Source organism: Streptomyces sp. NPDC001828, assembly GCF_042892175.1.
Classification (GTDB): Bacteria; Actinomycetota; Actinomycetes; order Streptomycetales; family Streptomycetaceae; genus Streptomyces.
Map to the genome: position 1 here is coordinate 177,440 of NZ_JBIATV010000015.1, position 23,210 is coordinate 200,649.

Sequence of the window (23,210 nt, forward strand, 5' to 3'; positions counted from 1 at the left end):
CGTCTCAATTGTCCCGTCACCGGGCTCGGTGTCTGCCGCCGCCGCGCACCTTGTCGAGCACGGCGTTGATGTCGGTGAGCCCCAGCGGCCGGGCGAGCAGCGCGAGGGCGAGGACGAGCGTCACGGTTCCGGCGCCGGCCGCGGCGATGCTGCCGAGCGCCTCGGCCGAGCGGGCCGCCGCGTATCCCAGCGCCGCCGAGGGCACACAGGCGAGGAGCAGCCGCAGATGTGCGAGCAGCGCCGGGGAGCGCGGCAGCGGGCCCCCGCCGAGCCTGCGGTTCAGGGTGTACGCGGTGGCCGCGAGCCCCGCGAAGAGCGCCGCCGTGTAGGCCCCGGCCATGCCGGTGACGGCCCAGCGCGGGGGCAGCGCCAGGTGGGCGACGACGGTGAGGGCCGCGTTGACCCCGGCGATGACCAGGTTGAGCAGGAACGGGGTACGGGTGTCGCCGAGCGCGTAGAAGCCCCGGGACAGGACGTACTGCCCCGAGAGCGCGATCAGACCGGGGGCGAACGCCATGAGCATGCCCGCCATCACCGTGATGTCGGCGGCGCCGGTCCTGCCGTACTCGAAGACCGAGCCGAGGATCCAGGGCGCGAGCGCGAACAGGGCGCACGCGGCGGGGACGATCATCGCGCCACAGGTCCGCAGGCCGTACGAGACGTCCGCCCGCACCCCCGCGAGGTCACCGTCCGCCGATGCCCGGCTCATGCGCGGCATGAGCGCGGTGACCAGGGAGACGGTGACGATGCCGTGCGGCACCATCCACAGCACATAGGCGTTGGTGTACGCGGTGTAGCCCGCTCCCCCGGCGATGCCCGCCGCCTCCGCCCGGGCCCCGGCCGTGGTGGCGAGCCGGGTCACCACCCAGTACGCGAGCTGGTTGGAGACGACCAGCAGCACCGCCCAGCCCGCCGAGCGCAGCGGCCGCCCGAGTCCGCTGCCGCGCCAGTCGAAGCGGGGGCGCCAGCGGAAGCCGGCCGAGCGCAGCGAGGGGACGAGCGCGAGGGCCTGCACGGCGATGCCCGCGGTGGTGCCCCAGCCGAGCAGCCGGGCATCACCCGCGCTCAGCGTCCCGCCGCTGCCCGCGGCCAGCGCGAGGTAGAGCCCGAACACCCCGATGACGACAAGGTTGTTGAGCACGGGGGTCCACATCATGGCGCCGAACCGCCCGCGCGCGTTGAGGACCTGGCCGAACAGGGTGAACAGCCCGTAGAAGAGGATCTGCGGCAGGCAGTAGCGGGCGAGCGCGACCGTGAGGTCGGCCTGGCCGCCGCTGTAGTCGGTGTACGCGCCGACGATCCAGGGCGCGGCGAACACCGCGAGCGCGGTGACGGCGACCAGCGCGGTGGCGCAGGCCGTCATGAGTCGGTCGGTGTAGGCCGCGCCGCCGTCGGCGTGCTCCTTGGCGGCGCGCACCAGCTCGGGCACGAAGACCGCGTTGAGGGTGCCGCCGATGAGGAGCATGTACAGGATGTTGGGGACGTTGTTGGCGACCGCGTATCCGTCGCCGAGCAGCCCGACGCCGAGCGCGGCCGCGACGACCGCGGAGCGCACGAAGCCGGTCGCGCGCGAGACGACGGAGCCCGCCGCCATCAGCGCGCTGCTGCGCAGCAGCGCGGACCCCTTGGTGACGGTGGCCGTGGCGGTCGCGGTCACCGGCGCGCCAGGTACGCCTGAAAGGCGCGGTACAGCGCGTTGTTGGCGGCCCCGCCCATGGATCTCTCCCACTCGCCCAGCGTCTCGACGACCTGTCCGCCGGTGCCGAGTTTCCAGCGCAGGAGGCCGAAGGGCCGGTCCTGCGGATCGAGAGTGGAGGGTACCCCGCGCATGTCGTACACCTCGGCGCCGAGCGCGTGGGCGTCCTGGATCATCCGCCACTGGAGCGCGTTGCTGGGGCGTACCTCGCGGCGGTGGTCGGCGGAGGCGCCGGTCTGGTACCAGACCCGCCGGCCGACCGTGATCATGGTGTGCGCGGCGAGCACCTCGCCCTGGTGGACGGCCAGGTACAGCCGCATCCGGCCGGGGTGTTCGGCGTTGAGGGCCTCGTACTGGCGCTGGTAGTACGCGAGGGAGCGGCCGAGCCGGAAGCCGTCGCGCTCCTCGGTGATCCGCAGGAGCCGGTAGAACTCGGGGAGGTCGGCGGCGGTGCCGGTCACGGTCCGCACCCCGGCCTTGTGGGCGGTGCGCACATTGCGCCGCCACTCCTGGTTGAGCCCGGCCCACAGCTGTTCAGTGCCGCGTCCGGCCAGCGGGAGCCGGAAGACATGGCGGGGCTGTGCGTCGGCGTCGCCGTCGTCGTCCCCGCCGCAGCGTCTCCAGCCACGGGTGCGCAGCCGCTCGGCGACGGCGGAGCCGAGCGGGTCCACCTCGGTGGCCAGGATGTCGCCGATCCTGCGGCCGGCCCCGGTGGCGGCCTTGAGGCGGGAGGCGTCCCAGCGCCGGTAGGCGGGCGTGGGTCCGATCCGTACCGCGAAGGCGCCGGCCTTGCGCAGATGGCGCAGCAACGGCTGGAGCCAGCGGTCGATTTCGGGGGCGGCCCAGTCGGCGACCGGGCCCTCCGGAAGATAGGCGAAGTATTTGCGGGTGCCGGGGAATTGCCGGTAGAGGACCTGGGCGGCGCCGGCCAATTCGCCGTTGTCAAGGGACCATCCGACCCTTTCGGCGACCCATTGGTCCTTCACGTCGGCCCACGACGGGCATTGCAGAAAACTGACGTCGGCGCGGCTCGCGAGAAAGGAGCGGTACTCGGCGATACCGAGGCCGCGAACCCCGGCGTCCTGGTCCCGGTCATCGGTCACCAGCAGTGCGGACACGTCCGTGGCCTCCCAAGTGCGCCCCGTCGTCGGACCTCCGGGGGGTTCACAGGATGCTCACAGCGGTCCGTGACGAGTCTGCGCGACGTATGTGACGGGACCATGACCGTTTCTCTGCGGTCCTTGTCACACAGGGAATTACGAGTTTCCCGGCGGGCCCCGCAACCTAAAGTCCCACCGATGACTCTCACCTACGGAAAAGCATTTGCAACGGAGGTTTTCCAGTTGAGCCGCATACGCCGCCACACCCTGCCGCGCCGTCCGGTCCGTATCGCCGCCCTCGCCGGAACGGCGGTCCTCGCCGCGGCCTTGACCGCCTGCGGGGGCGGCGACTCCTCGTCCGGGGACGCGAAGTCCGATCTCAAGGCGCAGAAGAAGACCGAGATTTCGGTGAATCTGAGCGGCAAGCAGGCGAAGGCCGGCGAGCCGGTGAAGGTGACGCTGGCCGACGGCAGGCTCCAGACGGTGACGGTCACCGACGCCAAGGGCGGCAGGCTCGACGGCAAGCTGGCCGCCGACGGCAAGTCCTGGACCTCGGCGCGCGGCGCCGCGCCCGGCACCGCGTACACCGTGGACGCCAAGGACGACCAGGGCGGCAGCGCGAAGGCCGAGTTCGCGACGGCGGCCCCCGACAAGGTCAACAAGCTGACGCTGGCACCCGGGAAGGACTCCACCGTCGGCGTCGGCCAGCCGCTCTCGATCGTGTTCGACCACCCGGTGAAGAACAAGGCCGACGTGGAGAAGCACCTGAAGGTGACGACGTCGGACAACACCGAGGGTTCCTGGGGCTGGATGGAGGACTACTCGGGCAAGTCCCGCGTGGACTGGCGGCCCAAGGAGTACTGGAAGTCCGGCACCAAGGTGACCCTTGAGGCCGACCTCAACGGCGTCGACTCCGGCCCCTCGGGCGGCTGGTTCACCAAGGACTACAAGACCGGCTTCACCGTCGGCAAGAACCAGCTCGTCAAGGTCGACCTCGACAGCCACCACCTGAAGCTGTTCCGCGACGGCGAGCTGGTCAAGGACATACCGATGTCGGCGGGCACCCCCGGCGGCGACAAGGCGTCCTGGCGCGGCAAGACCGTCCTGATGGCGAAGGAGGGGACGATCAACATGAACTCGGAGACGGTCGGCCTCGGCAGCTCGTACAACAAGATGGTCGACTACTCGATGCGGCTCACCTGGTCGGGGATGTACGCCCACGCGGCGCCGTGGAACGCCTCGTACTTCGGCTCCGCCAACAAGAGCTCCGGCTGCATCGGCATGAGCGACGCCAACGCCAAGTTCGTATACGACTCGGTGCAGGTGGGCGATCCGTTCGAGATCACCGGCGACGACGCCAAGGGGACCCAGGCCCTCAACAACGGCTACGGCGAGTGGAATCTGACGTACGACGCCTGGAAGGCGAAGAGCGCGCTCGCGGGCACGGGGAACACCGGCACCACGGGGAGCACCGGCACCAACGGCAACTGACACCGCGTCCAATAATCGTTACCCTCGCGTAACTTACCGACCGGTTACCCCAGGTAAGTCTTCGCGGTTACCGTCGGGTCACTTTGCACCGGCGCGAGCGAGGAGCGATTCATGGCCCCCCACCACCTGTCCGCCCGGCCGTCCAGGACCACGGCCGCGGCGGTCGCCGTCGCGGCCCTGTTCGCGGGCGCCGCCTTCGGCCTCGCCCCGGTGGCCGCCGCGGCCCCGGCGCGAGCGACCGCAGCCGCTTCGGCGAGCAGCGGTGTCAGCTTCCACGACATCCCCGGCTCCGGCGGGATCACGCTCAAGGGCAACGTGTTCACGCCCGCCGGGGCGAAGGCCGGCGACCGGTACCCCCTGATCGTCTTCCCGACCAGCTGGGGCGTGCCGCAGATCGAGTACCTCGCCCAGGCACAGCAGCTCGCCGACGCGGGCTACACGGTGGTCAGTTACACCTCGCGCGGCTTCTGGCTCTCGGGCGGCGACATCGAGGTCGCGGGCCCGCCGGACATCGCCGACGTGTCCTCGGTCATCGACTGGGCGCTCGCCAACACCCCCTCCGACCCGGCGCGGGTCGGCATGGGCGGCGTCTCCTACGGCGCGGGCATCAGCCTGCTCGCGGCCGGACACGACAAGCGGATCAAGGCAGTCGTGGCGATGAGCGGCTGGGCCGACCTCATCCAGTCCATCTACAGCGGCCGCACCCAGCACCTCCAGGCCGCGGCCCTGCTGGGCGCCGCCGGGCAGATCACCGGGCGTCCGAGCGCCGAACTCGACCAGATCCTCGAGGAGTTCCTCGGCTCCGACCTGGCCAGGGAACAGGACATGATCGACTGGGGCCGGAAGCGCTCGCCCGCCGCCTACGTCGATCAGATCAATCAGAACGGCGCCGCCCTCATGCTGGGCAACGCCTGGGGCGACAGCCTCTTCCCGCCCAACCAGTACGCCGACTTCTTCGGCAGGCTGACCGGCCCCAAGCGCCTGGAGTTCCGCCCCGGCGACCACGCCACCGCCGAGGCGACCGGTCTGCTCGGGCTCCCCAACGACGTGTGGACGGACGCCCACCGCTGGTTCGACCACTACCTCAAGGGCGCCGACAACGGCATCGACAAGGAGCAGCCGGTCCAGCTCAAGTCCCGTACCGACGGCTCCTACGAGGGCTACCCCAGCTGGCAGGCGGTGGGCCCGGCCAAGGAGGAACTGGCGCTCTCCGGCACGAAGAAGATCACGGCGAACGTCGACTCGGGCGCCGACGGCGGGCTCATCTTCCTGTCCAGCCTCCTGGACCAGTTCGTGAAGCTGCCGCCGATGGCGTCCGTCCCGCTGCTGCCGCGGTCGTTCGCGGCGGTATGGCAGTCGGGGGCGTACGGCGAGGACCGCAGGATCCGCGGGACCGCGAAGCTGCACACGACGCTCACCTCCACCAAGGAGAGCGGCACCCTCGTCGCATACCTCTACGACGTGGGCCCGCTCGGCCTCGGCAAGCTGGTCAGCAACGCCCCCTACACCTTCCACGGCCAGACGCCCGGCCGGCCGTTCCCCGTCGACCTGGAGCTCTTCTCCACGTCGTACGACGTTCCGGCCGGCCATCATCTGGCACTGGTGGTGGACACCGTCGACCCGCTCTACATCGAGCACAACCCGCTCGGCGCGCAGCTGACCTTCTCCTCGCCCGCGTCGGACCCGTCGTATCTGACGGTCCCGCTCCGCGAGAAGTGATCACCGGCTGCTGCCGGGTGGGTTCTTGCCCCTCAGCTACTGCTCCCCCAAGGACTCAAGGTCCAGGGGGGACCCCCCTCGGCAGCAGGGTCCCTGGTTCGGCCGGTGCGACGTCCACGGCCTCCGTCTTGGGATTGCGCTTCTGTCTCCTGGCCACCCAGGTGGCGAACCAGGAGAGCAGCATGCACATCCCGATGTAGATCGGCGAGATCACCATCACCACGGGGATGAACGGCAAATCGTAGTCAAGATTCGACGCGATGAGCTTTCCCGCGTGCAGAAACTCCTCATAGGTGATCAGGTAGCCGAGCGAGGTGTCCTTCAGGGCGACCACCAACTGGCTGATGATGGTCGGCAGCATGGCCCGGATTCCCTGCGGGACCAGCACGTACGTCATGACCTGCGTCTTGCGCATGCCGAGCGAGAATGCCGCCTCCTTCTGGCCGCGTTCCACGGAGTTGACACCGGTCCTGAAGACCTCGGCAAGCACCGACCCGTTGTAGAGCGTGAGCCCGGCCACCAGGGCGGGCAGCGGCTGCACCTTCAGTGCCACGAAGATGAAGAAGATCATCACCAGGACGGGCATCGCGCGGAAGAACTCCACGAGCACGGTGGCGATCCAGCGCAACGGGCGGTGGTCGGAGAGCCTGCCGACCGCGAGCACCGCGCCGAGCGCGACCGAGAGCACCGAGGCGAACGCGAAGGCGCGCAGCGTGTTGCCGAGCCCGCGAAGGAGCAGCTCCTGGATGCCCTTGTACTCGAAGGGGCGCCACTTCGCGGCGGTGAACTGGTCGGTGTCGAAGAGGAGATAGACGATCCAGCCGAACAGGGCGAGGATCAGGATCGTCGAGATGACCCCGTACACCAGGTGCCGCTGCTGGGTCCTGGGCCCGGGGATGTCGTAGAGGGCGGTGGAATCCGTGGCCAGTGGCGCGGTCATCGGGCGACTCCCCAGCGCTTTTCGAGGATGTTGAAGACGGCGCTGATGAAGAGGGTGATGATCAGGTAGCCGATCGCGATCCAGACGAAGGTCCAGATGATGTTGTAGCCGAGCTCGCTCAACGTCTTGTACGTGCCGAGGAGTTCGGTGACGCTGAACGCCCCGGCGATCGCGGAGTTCTTCGCGAGTGCGATCAAGGTGGAGCCGACCGGCGGGATCACGGACCGGAAGGCCTGCGGAAGCACCACCGTCGACAGGGTCTGTCCGAACGTCATCCCGAGGCTTCTGGCGGCCTCGCCCTGGCCCTTGGGCACGGTGTTGATGCCGGAGCGCAGCGCCTCGCAGATGAACGACGAGGTGTAGCAGCCGAGCGCGATCACCGCGAAGAGCTGGAAGGGCAGCACCAGACCGAAGCGCGGCAGCCCGAGCAGCACGGCGAAGAACAGCAGGGTCAGCGGGGTGTTGCGCAGCACGGTCACCCACACCGTGCCGAGCACCCGGAACGAGCCGACCGGCGAGACCCGGCAGGACGCCATGACGAAACCGAGCACCAGGGCGAGGACCGAGGCGTAGAGGGTCAGTTCGACGGTGCCGAGGAAGCCCTTGCCGTACAGCGAGAAGTTCTTGGTGAGTACGTCCATTGCGGCCTCAGCTCGCCGGGTAGCGGTCGATGGGCGGGGCGGGGGCGGCCGGGCGGCCCGACAGGCCGAGCGTGGCGGCGTACGCCTTCTTCCAGTCGCCGTTCTTCTCGTGGGCCTCGATGGCGTCGTCGAGCGCGAACCGCAGCGCGTTGTCGCTCTTGGGCACGCCGATGCCGTAGGGCTCCTTGGAGAACGGCTTGCCGACGACCTTGAGTTCGTCGGGCACCTTGGCCGCGTAGCCGCTGAGGATGGTGTCGTCGGTGGTGACGGCGTCGACCTGGAAGGTGAGCAGGTTGTCCACGCACACCGAGTAGGTGTCGTAGGCGACCATGTCGACCTTCGGGTAGTCCTTCTCCATCCGCTGGAACGGCGTCGAACCGGCCGCCGAGCAGACCCGCTTGCCGTCGAAGTCCTGCGGCGCGGTGAGCCCGTTCTCGTCGGTGCGCACCAGGAGTCCCTGGCCCGCCATGTAGTACGGGCCCGCGAAGCCGACCAGCTTCTTGCGGTTGTCGTTGATGGTGTAGGTGCCGACGTAGTAGTCGATCTGACCGTTCTGCAGGGCGGTTTCGCGGTTCGCCGAGGCGATCGTCTTGAACTGGATGCCCGCCGGATCGAACCCGAGCGAGGCCGACATCATCTTGGCGATCTCGATGTCGAAGCCGGTGTAGACGCCGGTGGCCGGGTCCTTCTCGCCGAGGTAGGGCTGGTCCTCCTTGGCGCCGACGACCAGGTGGCCGCGGTTCTTGGCCCGTCGCCACACCGAGGAGTCCGGGAGGCTGAAGTCCTTGGCGACCGTGTAGTGCGGCAGCAGTTCGGCCTTCGGGCCCTTCACCGGCGGGCTGCCCGACTTGCCGCAGCCGGCCACGGCCAGTGCGAGCAACAGGGCGGCGAGCGCGCGTCGTTTGGCCATCATCGTTGCGTACACCCCCCGTTCAGTGCTTGAGGATCTTGGAGAGGAAGTCCTTGGCCCGGTCGCTCTGCGGGTTGGTGAAGAAGTCGTCGGGGGTGCGGTCCTCGATGATGCGGCCGTCCGCCATGAACACCACGCGGTTGGCGGCGGAGCGGGCGAAGCCCATCTCGTGGGTGACGACGACCATGGTCATGCCGTCGCGGGCGAGCTGCTGCATGACTTCGAGCACCTCGTTGATCATCTCCGGGTCGAGCGCCGAGGTGGGCTCGTCGAAGAGCATGACCTTGGGGTCCATGGCCAGGGCGCGGGCGATGGCCACGCGCTGCTGCTGGCCGCCGGAGAGCTGGGCGGGGAGCTTGTCCGCCTGGGAGGCGAGACCGACCCGGTCCAGGAGCTCGTGCGAGCGCTTGTCGGCCTCCTCCTTCTTGCGGCCCCGGACCTTGATCTGGGCCAGCGAGACATTGGCGAGGACGGACTTGTGCGCGAAGAGGTTGAACGACTGGAAGACCATGCCCACTTCGGCCCGGAGCTGGGCGAGGCCCTTGCCCTCTTCCGGAAGGGGTCTGCCGTCGATGGCGATCGACCCGGACTCGATCGTCTCGAGCCGGTTCATCGTCCGGCAGAGCGTTGACTTGCCCGAGCCGGACGGGCCGATGACCACCACCACCTCCCCCCGGCCGACGGTGAGGTTGATGCCCTGGAGGACGTGCAACTTCCCGTAGTGCTTGTTGACGTCCCGCAGCTCGATCAACGGATCGACGGCCATACGCTGTCCTGCCCACTCATCGCTGTGTCGAGGTCAGCGCAAACTATCCAGCCCGGTAAGGGACTTCACCTCGACACGCACGAATAGGGCATAAACCGTATTTTGACCGCATGGGGTCTCGCAGGGTCGCGCACCGGTCCCGCGTGGGTCTCGCATCGGCTTTACGCCGGTCCCGCGTCGGGCCGCCGGGCGCCGGGCCGCGGTCTCCGGTCTCCGGTCGGCGCGGTCTCCGGGGGCGCGGTCGCCGGTCTCCGGGGCCGCGGTCGCCGGTCAGGCCTCCGAGGCCTCGGCGTACACCTGGAACAGCTCGGGGGCGCCGGTGGCGGCCCAGGTCAGGCCCGCGTCCACCACGTCGATCTCGCGGCCGGAGGCCAGCCGCACCACGGGCCGGCCGCTGGGCCACACGTCCCAGAGCGCGCCGGGCACGGTACGCACGATGACGGTGCCCAGATACAGACCGGCGTCATTGCCCAGCCAGGGCAGCTCCTCCGGGTCGTCGCGCCAGCGCGGCGGCAGCTGGTCGAGGGCCTGCAACGAGGCCGGGGAGTCGTCGAGTTCGAGCTTGCTCTGCCAGGCCCGGGTCCGCAGCAGCTCGCATTCGGAGAGCAGTTCCGCGACGCCCTCCGGGTCTTCCCTGACGGCCTCCGGGACCGCCACCCCGCTTGCCGCCGAGTGCCGCTTGCGCCAGTTCTGGAGGAAGTTCATACGATCCAGACTCCCATTCGGTGGCGTCATCGCACTACAGGGCACGCGCGGGCCATGTCAATCCGGAGGCGGCGGCGCGCGGCCCTCACACCTCCAGGTCCACCACGACCGGCGCGTGGTCGGAGGCACCCTTGCCCTTGCGCTCCTCGCGGTCGACATAGCTGTCCTTGACCGCCTTGGCGAACGGCTCGTTGCCGTAGACCAGGTCGATGCGCATGCCCCGGTTCTTGGGGAAGGCCAGCTGGCGGTAGTCCCAGTAGGTGTACGGACGGTCGTACTTCAGCGGGCGGGGCACCACGTCGGACAGGCCCGCCTCGCGCAGGGCGGCGAGCGCCGCCCGCTCGGCGGGGGTGACGTGGGTGAGGCCCTCGAAGACGGTGGGGTCGTAGACGTCCTCGTCGGTGGGGGCCACGTTGAAGTCGCCGAGCACCGCGAAGGGGCGCTGCCCCGCGGCGTCCTCGGCGACGGCCGCCTTCAGGGCCTCGAACCAGGTCAGCTTGTAGGCGTAGTGGTCGTGCTCGACCTCGCGGCCGTTGGGCACGTAGACCGACCAGAGGCGGACCCCGCCGCAGGTCGCCGAGATCGCGCGGGGCTCCTCGACGCCCTCGTAGTCGGGGCCGCCGGGCAGTCCGAGCACGACGTCGTCGAGGCCGACCCGGGAGACCAGGGCCACCCCGTTCCACCGGCCGGTGGCGTTGACGGCGGACTCGTAGCCGAGCTCGCGCAGCTCGGCGGCGGGGAAGCCCTCGGCCGTGGTCTTGGTCTCCTGGATGCACAGCACGTCCGTGCCGGTGCTCTCCAGCCAGGCCAGCAGGCGGGGCAGCCGGGCGGTGATCGAGTTGACGTTCCAGGTGGCGATGCGCATGGATCCCAACCTACCGCCCGGCTGTGACACTCACAGGTCCGTCGAGTCCCCCGGCGTCAGACGCTGGTGCTCGGCGCCGCCGAGGCCGCCGATCTGCGAGTCGTAGATGGGCCGGGCGAGGTCGGTGAGCAGGGCGTCGTGGATGTCGATGGCCCGGCGCGGCTTGACCTCGCGTACGTAGTCGATGACCTCGGAGATCTTGTTCCAGGGGGCCATCACCGGAAGCATCAGGGTGTCCACGGCGTGGCCGGGGACGGTGAGCGCGTCGCCGGGGTGGAAGACCGAACCGTCCACCAGGAAGCCGATGTTGGTGATGCGCGGGATGTCGGGGTGGATCACGGCGTGCAGCTCGCCGTGCACCTGGACGTCGAAGCCGGCCGCGCTGAAGGTGTCCCCGTGACCGACCGTGTGGACGCGCCCGGGGAAGGCCGCCGAGATCTTCTCCGCGACGCTGCGCAGGGTCCAGATCTCGGCGGCGGGGTTGGCTTCGAGGCCGGCGCGCAGACGCTCCTCGTTGAAGTGGTCGAGGTGCTCGTGGGTGACCAGGACGGCGTCGGCGCCGAGCGCCGCGTCGCTCTCGCTGAACGCTCCCGGGTCGATGACGAGCGTGCGGCCGTCCTTCTCCAGCTGGACGCAGGCATGGGTCTTCTTCGTCAGTTTCAGGCTCATGCCCCCATCCTGCTCCCGGGGCCGCGATGCGGCACGGAATCAGGTCATCCGCGGGGAGTCGTCTCCTCCCGGATGACCGCGCCCGCGACCCGGAACGCGGCGCTCGCGGCGGGAACACCGCAGTACACGCCGGTCTGGAGCAGCACTTCCTTGATCTCGTCGGGGGTCAGCCCGGCGCGCAGCGCGGCGCGGGTGTGGGCCGCGAGGTCGTCCAGGTGACCGCCCGAGGAGAGCGCGGCCAGGGCCACGGCGGCCCGGGTCCGCCGGTCGAGTCCTTCCCTCGCCCACACCTCGCCCCAGGCGTGGCGGGTGGTGAGCGCGTCGAAGTCGGCGCCGAAGGCATCGGCGCCGACGGTCTCGGCGTCCACATGGGCGTCGCCGAGCACCTCGCGCCGGATCCTCATGCCGAGGTCGTACGCGTCCGGCCGCGCCGGGGGCTCGACGGCGACGGGTTCGACGGCGGCGGGCTGGTCAGGGGCGGCCTGGTCGGGCGCGGGAGCCGCCGCATCGGCCGGGGCCTCGGGCGCGAAGGGAGCACCGGGAGCCGGGGGCGCGAAGGGGGCGACGGGAGCGGGCGGCGCCATCGGTGTGGCGGCGGGCGGCGCCGGCATCGCGGTGAGCCCGGTCGTCGACTCGGGCGCGGCCTGCCAGGCCGTGGAGAAGTGGCGTACGAGGAGATCGGTGACCGCGGCCGGCTGCTCGACCGGGGCGAGATGGGCGGCGCCCGGCACCACGGCGAGGCCGGCGCCCGGGATGCCCGCGACCAGCGTGCGCGCGTCGCCGGGCCCGGTCACCCGGTCCTCGGCACCGACGAGGGCGAGCGTGGGCACGGCGATGCGGCCGAGGTCGGCCCGGATGTCGAAGGCGGCGAGCGCCTCGCAGGCCGCGATGTAGCAGGCGGGGTCGGTGGTGCGGACCATCTGCACGGCCCACTCCACGATGGCGGGCTGGGCCGCGGCGTAGGCGGGGGTGAACCAGCGCTCGGGCGCGGAGCGCGCCATCGGGTCCATGCCGTTGGTACGGACGATCACGCCGCGCTGGCGGTACTCGTCGGCGGTGCCGAACCGGGGCGCGGCGGCGACCAGGGCCAGCGAGGCCAGGCGGTGCGGGTATCTCAGGGCCAGGTCGGCGCCGATCGCGCCGCCGATGGAACAGCCCGCGTAACCGAAGCGCTGCACGCCGAGCCCGTCCAGGGTGGCGATCAGCCGGTCACCCAGCTCGGCGACGGAGTGGGCGGGCTGCGCGGGCGCGCCGCCGTGCCCCGGCAGATCGAACCGAACCACCCGCCAGGCGCCGGCCAGCTCGGGTATCTGGCGGTCCCACATGTGCCAGGTCGTCCCCAGGGAGGGGCCCACGACCAGGACCGGGGCGTCTTCTGGCCCGTCACAGCGGTATTGCAGGGTGTCCGGTGGTATCTCGCTCACTCGTCCGACCCTCTCATCCGTCGCCGGATCTCACATGGCCGGGGGTGGACCTCGGGGCCCCGGTTTCGCGACATACCCCCTATGTCCCTACCTCGCGCCCGAGTGACCCTCGACGCCGGGCGGAAAGGGCAGGACAAGTGACAGCGTGTCAGTTTCCTCTACCAGAAGGCGAGTTGCGGCATCGCCCGTGCGAGGCGAAAGCGGGAGCTTCTGATTCTGGGCGGTCGTCGCGCCCGCCCCGCACGGATGCGCCGTGTGTCTTCGTACGGGAAGGACGCCGCAGCCCCGCCCCGCCCTCAGGGAGTCGCCGTGGACACCACGTAGACGACCGGCCGGTCCGGGTCGGTCTCGTCGACCGTGATGTTCCGGGTCGGCAGCGGGTCCTTCTGGGGGTGGGTGGTGCCCGCCCACTCGTGGCCGGGGGCGAAGGGCCAGCCGACCCGCTTGGCGTCCTCGGGGGAGACCGTCACGTCGCCGGGCTTGAGCGCGGCGGTGCTGGTGCCGCTCTCTTTCATGAACTCGGCCAGGCCCGCCGCGCTCGTCGTGAAGTTGACGTAGAGCTTGCTGACCTTCCAGGTGTTCGACTCGTAGTAGTCGACGCCGACGGCGTCCGCCGGGATCGGCACGTTGTAGATGCGCCGCTGGGTCTTGGAGGGCCAGTTGTGCTGGAGGCCGTGCGGCGCGGCCGTGGTCTCCTTGTCGCGGCCGCTGGTGCGGCTCTGCTCGGCGGAGATCGCCAGATAGCCGGCGGGCACCCCGATGAGCAGCACGATGATGACCGCGGTGATCCAGCGACGCCGGACCATGTGCTGGTGGGTCTCGGGGGGCCGCTCGTCCGGCGGCGGGGACTGGCGCGGCACCGCGGGGCGGTCGGACGGTGTCATCAGTCGGATCCCTGGGTGGTGCGGGTGGTGCCCGTCCTGCGGACGGCTTCTGCCGCCTTGGCGTAGCGCTCGTAGCGCTCGACCCGGCGGCGGTTGGCGCGGCGGAAGCGGCGGGCCACCAGGCGGGCGAGGTCGGCGGCGCCGACCATACCCGCCTCGGGGCCGAGCTGGGCCTTGGCGATCCTCGCCTCGGGCCGGTAGCCGCGGCCGGTGAGGTGACGCCGGAAGGCGTCCCTCGCGGGCCCGATCAACAGGTCGTCGGCGGCGCTGACGCCCCCGCCGATGACGAAGCAGGAGGGGTCGAGGGCGGCCGCCAGGTTGGCGATGCCGACGCCGAGCCACTGCCCGATGTCCTGGAGCAGCTCGACGCACATGGCGTCGCCCTCGCGGGCCAGCTCGGTGATGAGCGGCCCGGTGATCTCGGGGATGTTGCCGCCGACCCGCTCGATGATGTTGTACGCCACCGGGGAGTCGGCGGTCGCCAGTTCGCGGGCCTCGCGCACCAGGGCGTTCCCGGAGCTGTACTGCTCCCAGCAGCCGCGGTTGCCGCAGGCGCAGCGGTGTCCGCCGGGCACGACCTGCATGTGGCCGAACTCGCCGGCGACCCCGTACTTGCCGCGCTTGACCTGCCCGTCCTCCAGGATCGCGCCGCCGATGCCGGTGCCGAGCGTGATCATGACCAGGTGGTCCTCGCCGCGGCCGGCGCCGAAGCGCCACTCGGCCCAAGCGGCCGTGTTGGCGTCGTTGTCGACCATGACGGGGACCGCGAGGCGGGCCTGGAGGGCGTCGCGCAGCGGCTCGTTGCGCCAGGCGAGGTGCGGGGCGAACAGGATGGTGGAGCGGTCCGCGTCGACCCAGCCGGCCGCGCCGATGCCGACGGCGTGCACGTCGTGCCGGTCGGAGAGGTCGAGCACGAGCTCGGTGATGGTGTCCTCGACGACCTTGGGGCTCTTGGACTTGTCCGGCGTCTCCGTGCGGAGCTTCTCCAGGATGTTCCCGTCCGCGTCCACGACCCCGGCCATCACCTTCGTACCGCCGATGTCGATGCCGACGGTGGGCACCCGGGGGGCCGTCAGGTGCGAGCGGCGTTCCCGGGTGCCTACGGTGCGCAGCACGGTGGCCCGGGCGGAACCCCGGTGGGCTAGGGCGAAGTCGCGGTACGTGGTCATCGGGGCCGATTCTGCCACCCCTGCCGGACCCGGACCCTGCGCGAGGGGCCGCCCCGGTGGCCCGGGGCGGCCGGCTCACTCCTTCTCGGCCGGGCCGCCCAGGTGGCCGGGGGCGGGTGCGCGCTGGAGCTCGTGGCTGAGCTCTTCGAGCTCGCTGCCGCCCGCCATCTGGCGGGTGAGCTCGTCCAGGGTGATGTCGGAGCGCAGGTGGCTGCCGGTCATCGTGCCGCGCTTGAGGAGCACGAAGCGGTCCCCGACGAGGTACGCGTGGTGCGGGTTGTGCGTGATGAGAACCACGCCGAGCCCGGCGTCCCGGGCGGCGGCCACGTACTTCAGGACGACGCCGGACTGCTTCACGCCGAGGGCGGCCGTGGGCTCGTCGAGCACGAGGACCTTGGCGCCGAAGTAGACCGCGCGGGCGATCGCCACGCACTGGCGCTCGCCGCCGGACAGGGTGCCGATCGGCTGGTCCACGTCCCGCAGGTCGATGCCCATGCGCAGGAGCTCTGCGCGGGTGGTGGCGCGCATCTTCTCGACGTCGAGCCGCCGGAAGGGGCCCTTGCCCCGGGTGGGCTCGGAGCCGAGGAAGAAGTTGCGCCAGACCGGCATCAGCGGCACCACGGCCAGGTCCTGGTAGACGGTGGCGATGCCGCGGTCCAGGGCCTCACGGGGGTTGCTCAGGGAGACGTCCCCGCCCTCGATGCGGAAGGCCCCGGCGTCGTGCCGGTGAAGCCCCGCGATGATCTTGATGAGGGTGGACTTGCCCGCGCCGTTGTCCCCCAGTACGCAGGTGATCTCCCCCGCGTGGACCTCCAGGGAGACCCCTTCGAGGGCGCGGATGTTGCCGTAGTACTTGCTGACGTCGTCGAGCTCGACGAGCGCCGTCCGCTCAGCCGCGCCTTCCGGGCCTTCCGGGGTCACCGGAGTCACCGGGGTCGCTGGGTTTTCCGGGTTCGCCGGGTTTTCCGGGTTCGTCGTCATGCTGTCGCCTCCGCCCGCTTGCGCACCCACGCGTTGAGCAGGGTGGCGAGCAGGAGCATCGCTCCGAGGAAGAACTTGAACCAGTCCGGGTTCCACTCCGCGTAGACGATTCCCTTGCTGGTCATGCCGAAGATGAACGCGCCGACGGCGGAGCCGATCGCCGAGCCGTAGCCGCCGGTGATCAGACAGCCGCCGATGACGGCCGCGATGATGTAGATCAGCTCGTTGCCGACGCCCTCGCCGGACTGCACCACGTCGAACGAGAACAGCAGGTGCTGGCCGGAGACCCAGGCGGCGAAGGCGACGCCCATGTAGAGGCCGATCTTCGTCTTGAAGACCGGTACGCCGACCGCGCGCGCGGCGTCCGCCTCGCCGCCCACCGCGAAGATCCAGTTGCCGAAGCGGGTCCGCAGCAGGATCCAGGTGGCGACCGCCACCAGGGCGAACCACCACAGGATGGTGACCTTCAGGTCGACCGAGCCGATGGTGAGCTGGGAGGCGAAGAGCTTCTTCGCCGACTCGAAGCCCTCCATGTCGGCGATCGACTTCGTCGAGACCGTGCCGCTGATCAGCTTGGTGAAGCCGAGGTTGAGGCCGGTCAGCATCAGGAAGGTGCCCAGCGTGATGATGAAGCTGGGGAGCTTGGTGCGGGTCAGCATGAAGCCGTTGAACGCGCCGATGGCGACGGTGACGAGGAGCGAGACCGCCACGCCCACCCACACGTTCGCCGTCATCTGGTAGCTGAACATCGAGGAGACGAGCGCCGACGTCGTCACGAGGACACCGGCCGACAGGTCGAACTCGCCGCCGATCATGAGCAGCGCGACCGGCACCGCCATGATGCCGATCGTCGAGGCCGCGTACAGGACGGTCGAGAGGCTGGAGGGCTGCAGGAAGCTTCCGGCGACGACCGAGAAGAAGAGGAAGACGGCGCCCGCGCCGACCACCGAGCCGAGTTCGGGCCGGCCGAGGATCTTGCGCCAGACCGAGCGGCGCAGCAGGCGCTCGTCCCCGGCGATGTCGGTCGCGGTCATCGTGTCCCCCGCTTCGTGTACGCCTCCAGCTGGGCGGCCTGGTCCTTGGTGATGATCTGGGGTCCGGTCAGCACCGGGCGTCCGCCGCCGAGCACATCGGCGTTGTACTTGTAGAGCCAGAGCAGGTCCACGGCCTCGTACCCCTGGAGGTAGGGCTGCTGGTCGACGGCGAAGCCGAGGGTGCCGGCCTCCAGGGAGGTCGCCACCTTGGCGTTGAGGTCGAAGGTGTCGACCTCGGCCGAGCTGCCGGCCGACTGCTTGGCCTTGACGGCGGTGTCCGCGAAGGGCGCGCCCAGGGTGACGACGGCGTCGATGGACGGGTCGGCCTGGAGCTTGGCCTCGATGGAGGACTGCACGTCGGGCATGCTCGTGCCGGTGACGTAGAGGTTCTGGACCTCGCCCTTGAACGTGTTCCTGGTGCCGGCGCAGCGCTGCTCGTGGCCGACGTTGCCCTGCTCGTGCAGGACGCAGAGGGCCTTCTTCTTGCCGCGCTTGGTGAGCTCCTCGCCGACGGCCTCGCCCGCGATGGTCTCGTCCTGGCCGATGTGGGTGAGCGCGCCGAACTCCTTGGACTTCTCCGAGCCCGAGTTCACCGTGATGACCGGGATGCCGGCCTTCTCCGCCTTGGCGACGACGTCCTTGAGGGCGTCCGGCTTTGCGAGCGTGACGATCAGGCCGTCCACCTTCTGGTCGATGGCCGCCTGCACGAACTGGGCCTGCTGCTGGCCCTGGTCGCTGTGCGAGTAGAGGAAGTCGATGTTGTCCTTGACGGCCGCCTGCTTGGCGCCGCTCTGGACGATGTCCCAGAACGTGTCGCCGTCGCCCGAGTGGGTGACCATCGCGAACTTCCAGCGGGGCGTGTTCACCGCGGCCCTGCCCTGGGCCTGAGCGGACTTGCGCGCGTCCTCGGCGCGCTTGCCGCCGGTGCTGCTGCACCCCGCCAAGGAGGCTCCGAGCACCGCTGCCAGCACCGCGCCCATGACGCGTACCCCTGTCCGAACCCTTGCCACGACGCCGTGCCCTTCTTGCTGTACCACCGGGTGCCGCCGGGACTGGTTCAGGCCTGCCCCGGCCGCCCAAGTATGGGTCACGCCGGGTCGGCGGGCGATCATCGGGTACCGCGGGCGGTGTACTTCTCCAGCGTCGGCACGTCCTTCTCGGTGACGATGGCGGGTCCGGTGAGGACCGGCCTGCCGCCGCCGATCACGTCCCCGTTGGTCTGGTGCAGCCACAACTCGTCGACGGCCAGGTAGCCCTGGAGGTAGGGCTGCTGGTCGACGGCGAAGCCGATCTGCCCGGCCTTGAACTGCTTGATCACGGCCGCGTTCAGATCGAAGGTGTCGACCTCTGCGGAGCTGTCGGCGTCACCCTTCGCCTGGACGGCGGCCGCCGCCATCGGCGCGCCGAGCGTGACGACCGCGTCGATGTCCTTGGCCGACTGGAGCTTCGCCTCGATGGAGGAGGTGGACGCGGGCGTGTTGGTGCCGTCCACGTTCAGGTTCTCGACGCTGCCGCGGAAGGTCTTCTTCACTCCCGCACAGCGTTGTTCCAGGGAGACGTTGCCCTGCTCGTGGAGGACGCAGAGGACCTTCTTCTTCCCCCCAGTGAGCTCGTCGCCGACCGCCTCACCGGCCACCTCCTCGTCCTGGCCGATGTGGCCGAGCGCGCCGACGGCCTTGGAGTAGTCGGCGCCCGAGTTGATGGTGACGACGGGTATCCCCGCGGCGACGGCCTTCTTGACGACGTCCTTGACCGCTTCGGGCTTGGCGAGCGTGACGACGATCCCGTCGACCTTCTGGTCGATGGCCGCCTGCACCAGCTGCGCCTGCTGCTGACCCTCCTTGTTGGACGAGTAGAGGAAGTCGACGTTGTCCTTGGCGGCGGCCTGTTTCGCGCCGCTCTGCACGATGTCCCAGAAGGTGTCGCCCTCGCCGGAGTGGGTCACCATCGCGATCTTGAGGCGGGGGGTGCTCACCGCCTTGCCGCCGCTCGCCGGCGCGGAGCCCTTGTCCTCGGAGCTCTTGCCTCCCGAGCTGCTGCAGCCGCCGACCGCGAGCGCCAGTGCGGCGACGGCCACGGCCGCCGCGGTTGCCGTGCGGGGTGTGCGCATGGGTTCCGCCTCCTGTCCCGGCCGCCCGGTTGCGGCACGTGAGTTCTAGCGGCGGGCCCGTGACACCGTCAATACTTTGTCCGAACATTCTGACTCGGTACGCGATCCGGGTGGCGAGAACCTCAGGGGCGCACGAGCAGCTGGAACTCGAAGGAGTAGCGCGAGGCCCGGTAGATGTGCGAGCCGAACTCCACCGCCCGGCCGGTGTCGTCGAAGGTGGTGCGCTGCATGGTGAGCAGCGGAGCGCCCTCGGTCTCCGTCAGGAGGTCGGCCTCCCGCGCGGTCGCCGCCCGCGCCCCCACCGTCTGGCGCGCGCTGTGCAGCGTGAGGCCCGCGCCCCGCATCAGCCGGTAGAGCCCGGTGCCCTCCAGGTACTCGGTGTCCAGCGGGAGCAGGCCCGTCGGCAGGTGGTTGCGCAGCCGCGCCATGGGCTCGCCGTGCGCGTACCGCAGCCGCTCAAGGACGTGTACGTCGCTGCCCTCGGGCACCCCGAGCGCGGCCGCGACCTCGGCGGTGGCCGGCTCGAAGGTGTTGCGGAGGACGGTGGTGGCGGGCTGCTGTCCGGCCGCTTCCAGGTCGTCGAAGAGGCTGCTCAGTTCCAGCGGTCGCTTGACCTGGCTGTGCACGACCTGGGTCCCGACCCCTCGGCGGCGCACCAGGAGGCCCTTGTCGACCAGGGCCTGGATCGCCTGGCGGACGGTGGGCCGGGAGAGGCCGAGCCGATGGGCGAGGTCGATCTCGTTGCCGAGGAGGCTGCCGGGCGTCAGGGTGCCCTTCTCGATGGCCGCCTCCAGCTGCTGCGAGAGCTGGAAGTAGAGCGGGACGGGGCTGGTGCGGTCCACGCTGAGCTGGAGCGGCTTCGGGAAGTCCATCGCTGGTCTGGGCTGCTTGGGCACGGAGCGAGCGTAGTGCGCCGGGGATGTTGACGGGAAGTCGTGAAGTTCGATTGTCAGGACAAACTCTTGACAGGATCAGTCACCCCGTCCACCGTGTGGCCATGCGTATCGCACTGATCGGAACGGGACGGATCGGCGCCTTCCACGCCGGAGTCCTGGCCCGCCACCCCGAGGTCGCCCAGCTGGTGGTCGCGGACGCCGACGCGGCGCGGGCCGCCGAGGTCGCGGCGCTCACCGGCGCCGAGGCCGCGGCCACCGTGCCGGAGGCGTTCGCCGGAGCCGACGCGGTGGTGATCGCCTCGGCGACCTCCGCGCACGCCGCGCTCATCGCGGACGCCGCCCGCGCCGGACTGCCCGCCTTCTGCGAGAAACCCGTCGCCCTGGACGTGCCGGGCACCCTGGAAGCGCTCCACGCGGTCGAGGCGGCGGGCACCGTGCTCCAGCTGGGCTTCATGCGCCGCTTCGACGCGGGCTACCGCCGCGCCCGGGAGCTCGTGCGCTCGGGGCGGCTCGGCCGGCTGCACACCGTACGGGCCATCACCTCCGACCCGGCGCCGCCGCCCGCCGCCTACCTTCCGCTGTCCGGCGGGCTGTACCGCGACTGCCTGGTCCACGACTTCGACATCGTGCGCTGGGTGACCGGCCGCGAGGTCACCGAGGTGTACGCGATGGGCTCCGACGCCGGGCCCGCGATGTTCCGTGCGGCCGGGGACATCGACACGGCGGCCGCCGTCCTCACCCTGGACGACGGCGCGCTCGCGACCGCCACGGCCACCCGCTGCAACGGCGCGGGCTACGACGTACGGCTCGAACTGGCCGGAGAGCGCGATCAGTTCGCGGTCGGCCTGGACGACCGCACCCCGCTGACCTCGGCCGAACCGCAGGGGCCCGGCCGCCCCGACAAGCCGTGGACCGGCTTCCTGGAACGCTTCGCCCCCGCGTACGAGGCCGAACTGGACGCCTTCGTCCGGCTCGTACGGGGCGAGGCGGCGAACCCCTGCGACGGGCGCGACGCACTGCACGCGCTGCGCATCGCGGAGGCGTGCGAGGTGTCGCGCCGGGAACGGCGGGTGGTGCCGGTGGCCGAGATCCCGGACGGGGACGCCGCGGCCGGGTGAACTACCAGCGCACCGGCAGCCGTTCGGGGCCGCGCATCATCATGCCGGTGCGCCACCGGAGGGCCGCGGGGTGGATGTCGAGCGCGAGCTCCGGGCAGCGCTCCAGAAGCGTGCGGACCGCGATCCGGGCTTCGAGCCGGGCCAGCGGGGCGCCCAGGCAGTAGTGGATGCCGTGGCCGAAGGCGACATGGCCCCGGGCGTCGCGCCGGATGTCGAAACGGTCCGGCTCCGCGTACCGGGCGGGGTCGCGGTCGGCGTCGGCGAGCGCCACGAGCACCAGGCGGCCGCCGCCGGGAATGAGGGTGCCGCCGATCTCGACGGGCTCCTTGGTGAAGCGGTACGTCGGCGTCTCGACCGGGCCGTCGTACCGCAGCATCTCCTCCACCGCGTTGTCGATGAGCCCCTCGAAGTCGGCCCGCAGCGAGGCCAGTTGAGCGGGATGGCTCAGCAGCGCGAGCATGCCGTTGGAGATGAGGTTGACGGTCGTCTCATGGCCCGCGACCAGGAGCAGCCAGGCCATGCCGAGGAGTTCCTCGTGGGAGAGGCGGTCGCCGCCGTCCTCGTCGGCCGCGTGGATCAGCGCGCTGATCAGGTCGTCGCCGGGGCGGGCGCGCTTGTCCCCCAGGAGCCGCGTCAGATACTCGTTGACCGACTTGGCCGCGGCGAGCCGGTCGTCGAGGAGGGGCGCCGAGACGGAGGTGTTGGACCAGTGGCGGAAGGTGTCCTGGTCGAGGGCGGGTACGCCGATGAGCTCGCAGATGACGGTGATCGGCAGCGGGAAGGACAGCGCCTCGACGAGGTCGGCCCGGCGGCCCGGTGCGGCCAGCATCGCGTCCACGAAGCCGTCGGTCATCTCCTGGATGCGCGGGGCGAGTCCGTCCACGCGGCGGGCGGTGAACGCGCGGTTCACCAGCTTGCGCAGCCGGGTGTGGTCGGGGGCGTCGGCGCTCAGCATGGTGGGGCCCGAGGAGACCTGTTTCACGCCGAGGTCGGGCGCGGCATTGCGCCATTCCTTGGAGAGCCGGTCGTCGGCGAGCGCGGCCCGGCCGGCTTCGTAGCCGACGACGAGCCAGGCCTCGGCGCCCTCGGGCATCCGGATGCGGTGCACCGGGCCCCGGGTCCGCAGTCCGGCGTAGACCGGGTAGGGATCGCGGGTGAAGTCCGCCCCGAGTGCGGCGAGATCGACTATGACATCGCTGGTCAACGCATGTCCCTTCACGAGGGTGGTGCGGATCCGGCTGACGTTCGAGCGCCCCGACTCTCCCGTAGCTTAGGGGGCTTCTACGCTGGTCGGGGCTGGTCGGGGCGAGGGAGGCAAGGTGCTGGGACGTTGGTGGTTCATGGGGAGGCTGCGTCCCGCCGTGCCCGGCCGGCGGGCCGGTGAACTGTCGAGGGAACAGCAGCAGTTGGTCCTGGAGGAGTGGGCGGCGGCGCGCGAGCGCCTCGACCGCCTGGTGTCGGCGCGGGTGACGGCCGTCGGCGATGTGCTGCGGACCACCGAACTGCCGCCCGCCGCAGGCCTGTTGGCGCCCGACGGATCCGATCCGCGTGCGCGGGGCGACTGCGCCTGGGCCTTCGACGCCTTCCAGGCGGCGGGCAAGCTGCTCGACGAGGCGGCCGACCTGCCCGACCTCGCGGCCGCGGCCGTCCTCGCCGACCGCGCGCTCGAACGGTTCGCGGCGGTCCACGCACGGGCCGCCGGGCAGCCGGTGCCCAAGGCCGCCGAGCGCTGCTTCTACAACCCGCTGCACACGGCGGCCGATCAGCCCCACTCCCCCGTCCGCAAGCAGCACCGCCGACGGGCCAGGCAGCGCACCGGTCCGCGCGAGGCGGCGGCCGACCGGCGGCCCGCCTGCTCCTCGTGCCGCCGGGCGATCCTGGCCGGGCAGGCGCCGGACGTCCTTCCCGCGCTCGTCCCGGTGAAGCTGTCGCGGCTGCGCACGGCGAGGGTGCTCGTGCCGTACTACTCGGTGCCGCAGCAGTGGTCGCTGTGGTCGGTCTGCGCCTGCGGGGCGTACGGGGACGAGTGGCCCTCGCTGGTGCTGCGCGGCGAGCACCGCAGGCGGGCGGCGGCAGCCCGCCGGGCCTAGGG

The 23,210-nt window shown here is 70.9% G+C and carries 22 protein-coding genes; 4 read left to right on the forward strand and 18 right to left on the reverse strand.

Annotated elements, in window-relative coordinates:
- Positions 1-16: 16 nt before the first annotated feature.
- Together murJ and ACFYZA_RS33630 are read right to left on the reverse strand one after the other, a co-directional pair.
- Positions 17-1,657 carry a murein biosynthesis integral membrane protein MurJ gene (gene murJ / locus ACFYZA_RS33625; protein WP_388494415.1) on the reverse strand — a complete coding sequence of 547 codons (1,641 nt, stop codon included), beginning with the start codon at positions 1,655-1,657 and terminating at the stop codon, positions 17-19.
- Positions 1,654-2,814, reverse strand: a complete 1,161-nt coding sequence (locus ACFYZA_RS33630) for a lipid II:glycine glycyltransferase FemX (RefSeq protein ID WP_388494416.1) — start codon at positions 2,812-2,814, stop codon at positions 1,654-1,656. Before ACFYZA_RS33630 ends, murJ begins: the two co-directional genes overlap by 4 nt.
- 180 nt (positions 2,815-2,994) lie before the next feature.
- Here ACFYZA_RS33630 and ACFYZA_RS33635 point away from each other — a divergent pair, with 180 nt between their 5' ends.
- Entirely contained in the window at positions 2,995-4,287 is a 1,293-nt protein-coding gene (locus ACFYZA_RS33635; protein WP_382589897.1) for an Ig-like domain-containing protein, read from the forward strand.
- A gap of 111 nt (positions 4,288-4,398) precedes the next feature.
- The gene (locus ACFYZA_RS33640) at positions 4,399-6,006 is read left to right on the forward strand and encodes a CocE/NonD family hydrolase (RefSeq protein ID WP_388494417.1); all 1,608 of its coding nucleotides are present in this window, start codon (positions 4,399-4,401) and stop codon (positions 6,004-6,006) included.
- Positions 6,007-6,061: 55 nt separating this feature from the next.
- On the opposite strand, the gene ACFYZA_RS33645 is transcribed toward ACFYZA_RS33640, so the two are convergent.
- The 15 genes from ACFYZA_RS33645 to ACFYZA_RS33715 form a co-directional block, all read right to left on the reverse strand.
- Entirely contained in the window at positions 6,062-6,946 is an 885-nt protein-coding gene (locus ACFYZA_RS33645; RefSeq protein WP_382589903.1) for an amino acid ABC transporter permease, read from the reverse strand.
- Positions 6,943-7,587, reverse strand: coding sequence for an amino acid ABC transporter permease (locus tag ACFYZA_RS33650; RefSeq protein ID WP_382589906.1), 645 nt, complete (start codon positions 7,585-7,587; stop codon positions 6,943-6,945). The genes ACFYZA_RS33645 and ACFYZA_RS33650 overlap by 4 nt, the downstream gene beginning before the upstream one ends.
- Positions 7,588-7,594: 7 nt before the next feature.
- Positions 7,595-8,500 (reverse strand): glutamate ABC transporter substrate-binding protein, encoded by a 906-nt coding sequence (locus tag ACFYZA_RS33655; protein WP_388494418.1) that lies wholly within the window; start codon positions 8,498-8,500, stop codon positions 7,595-7,597.
- A 19-nt stretch (positions 8,501-8,519) separates the two neighbouring features.
- Positions 8,520-9,263 (reverse strand): amino acid ABC transporter ATP-binding protein, encoded by a 744-nt coding sequence (locus ACFYZA_RS33660; protein WP_382589912.1) that lies wholly within the window; start codon positions 9,261-9,263, stop codon positions 8,520-8,522.
- A gap of 270 nt (positions 9,264-9,533) precedes the next feature.
- Positions 9,534-9,968, reverse strand: a complete 435-nt coding sequence (locus ACFYZA_RS33665) for a DUF6278 family protein (protein WP_382589915.1) — start codon at positions 9,966-9,968, stop codon at positions 9,534-9,536.
- An 85-nt stretch (positions 9,969-10,053) separates the two neighbouring features.
- Positions 10,054-10,833 (reverse strand): exodeoxyribonuclease III, encoded by a 780-nt coding sequence (locus tag ACFYZA_RS33670; RefSeq protein WP_388494419.1) that lies wholly within the window; start codon positions 10,831-10,833, stop codon positions 10,054-10,056.
- 30 nt (positions 10,834-10,863) lie between these two features.
- A complete protein-coding gene (locus tag ACFYZA_RS33675) occupies positions 10,864-11,502 on the reverse strand; it encodes an MBL fold metallo-hydrolase (protein ID WP_388494420.1) in 639 nt (212 codons plus the stop codon).
- 44 nt (positions 11,503-11,546) lie between these two features.
- A complete protein-coding gene (locus tag ACFYZA_RS33680) occupies positions 11,547-12,926 on the reverse strand; it encodes an alpha/beta fold hydrolase (protein WP_388494421.1) in 1,380 nt (459 codons plus the stop codon).
- 296 nt (positions 12,927-13,222) lie between these two features.
- Entirely contained in the window at positions 13,223-13,810 is a 588-nt protein-coding gene (locus tag ACFYZA_RS33685) for a hypothetical protein (protein ID WP_388494422.1), read from the reverse strand.
- Positions 13,810-14,979 (reverse strand): ROK family glucokinase, encoded by a 1,170-nt coding sequence (locus tag ACFYZA_RS33690; protein ID WP_053725755.1) that lies wholly within the window; start codon positions 14,977-14,979, stop codon positions 13,810-13,812. Before ACFYZA_RS33690 ends, ACFYZA_RS33685 begins: the two co-directional genes overlap by 1 nt.
- A gap of 75 nt (positions 14,980-15,054) precedes the next feature.
- Complete coding sequence (locus ACFYZA_RS33695; RefSeq protein WP_388494423.1) at positions 15,055-15,960, reverse strand: ATP-binding cassette domain-containing protein; 906 nt, start codon at positions 15,958-15,960, stop codon at positions 15,055-15,057.
- Positions 15,957-16,994 (reverse strand): ABC transporter permease, encoded by a 1,038-nt coding sequence (locus ACFYZA_RS33700; protein ID WP_382589950.1) that lies wholly within the window; start codon positions 16,992-16,994, stop codon positions 15,957-15,959. Before ACFYZA_RS33700 ends, ACFYZA_RS33695 begins: the two co-directional genes overlap by 4 nt.
- Positions 16,991-18,004, reverse strand: coding sequence for a sugar ABC transporter substrate-binding protein (locus ACFYZA_RS33705; protein WP_382589953.1), 1,014 nt, complete (start codon positions 18,002-18,004; stop codon positions 16,991-16,993). Before ACFYZA_RS33705 ends, ACFYZA_RS33700 begins: the two co-directional genes overlap by 4 nt.
- 98 nt (positions 18,005-18,102) lie before the next feature.
- The gene (locus ACFYZA_RS33710) at positions 18,103-19,104 is read right to left on the reverse strand and encodes a substrate-binding domain-containing protein (RefSeq protein WP_388494424.1); all 1,002 of its coding nucleotides are present in this window, start codon (positions 19,102-19,104) and stop codon (positions 18,103-18,105) included.
- A gap of 122 nt (positions 19,105-19,226) precedes the next feature.
- Positions 19,227-19,976 (reverse strand): GntR family transcriptional regulator, encoded by a 750-nt coding sequence (locus ACFYZA_RS33715; RefSeq protein ID WP_382590063.1) that lies wholly within the window; start codon positions 19,974-19,976, stop codon positions 19,227-19,229.
- Between the two features lie 125 nt (positions 19,977-20,101).
- On the opposite strand from ACFYZA_RS33715, the gene ACFYZA_RS33720 reads away from it, so the two are divergent.
- Complete coding sequence (locus tag ACFYZA_RS33720) at positions 20,102-21,118, forward strand: Gfo/Idh/MocA family oxidoreductase (protein ID WP_388494425.1); 1,017 nt, start codon at positions 20,102-20,104, stop codon at positions 21,116-21,118.
- Position 21,119: 1 nt separating this feature from the next.
- Here the strand turns inward: ACFYZA_RS33720 and ACFYZA_RS33725 are convergent, their stop codons facing one another.
- A complete protein-coding gene (locus ACFYZA_RS33725; protein WP_388494426.1) occupies positions 21,120-22,322 on the reverse strand; it encodes a cytochrome P450 in 1,203 nt (400 codons plus the stop codon).
- 115 nt (positions 22,323-22,437) lie between these two features.
- Here ACFYZA_RS33725 and ACFYZA_RS33730 point away from each other — a divergent pair, with 115 nt between their 5' ends.
- Positions 22,438-23,208: a hypothetical protein gene (locus tag ACFYZA_RS33730; protein ID WP_382589965.1), complete on the forward strand. Its 771-nt coding sequence runs from the start codon at positions 22,438-22,440 to the stop codon at positions 23,206-23,208.
- The last annotated feature ends 2 nt before the right edge of the window (positions 23,209-23,210 follow it).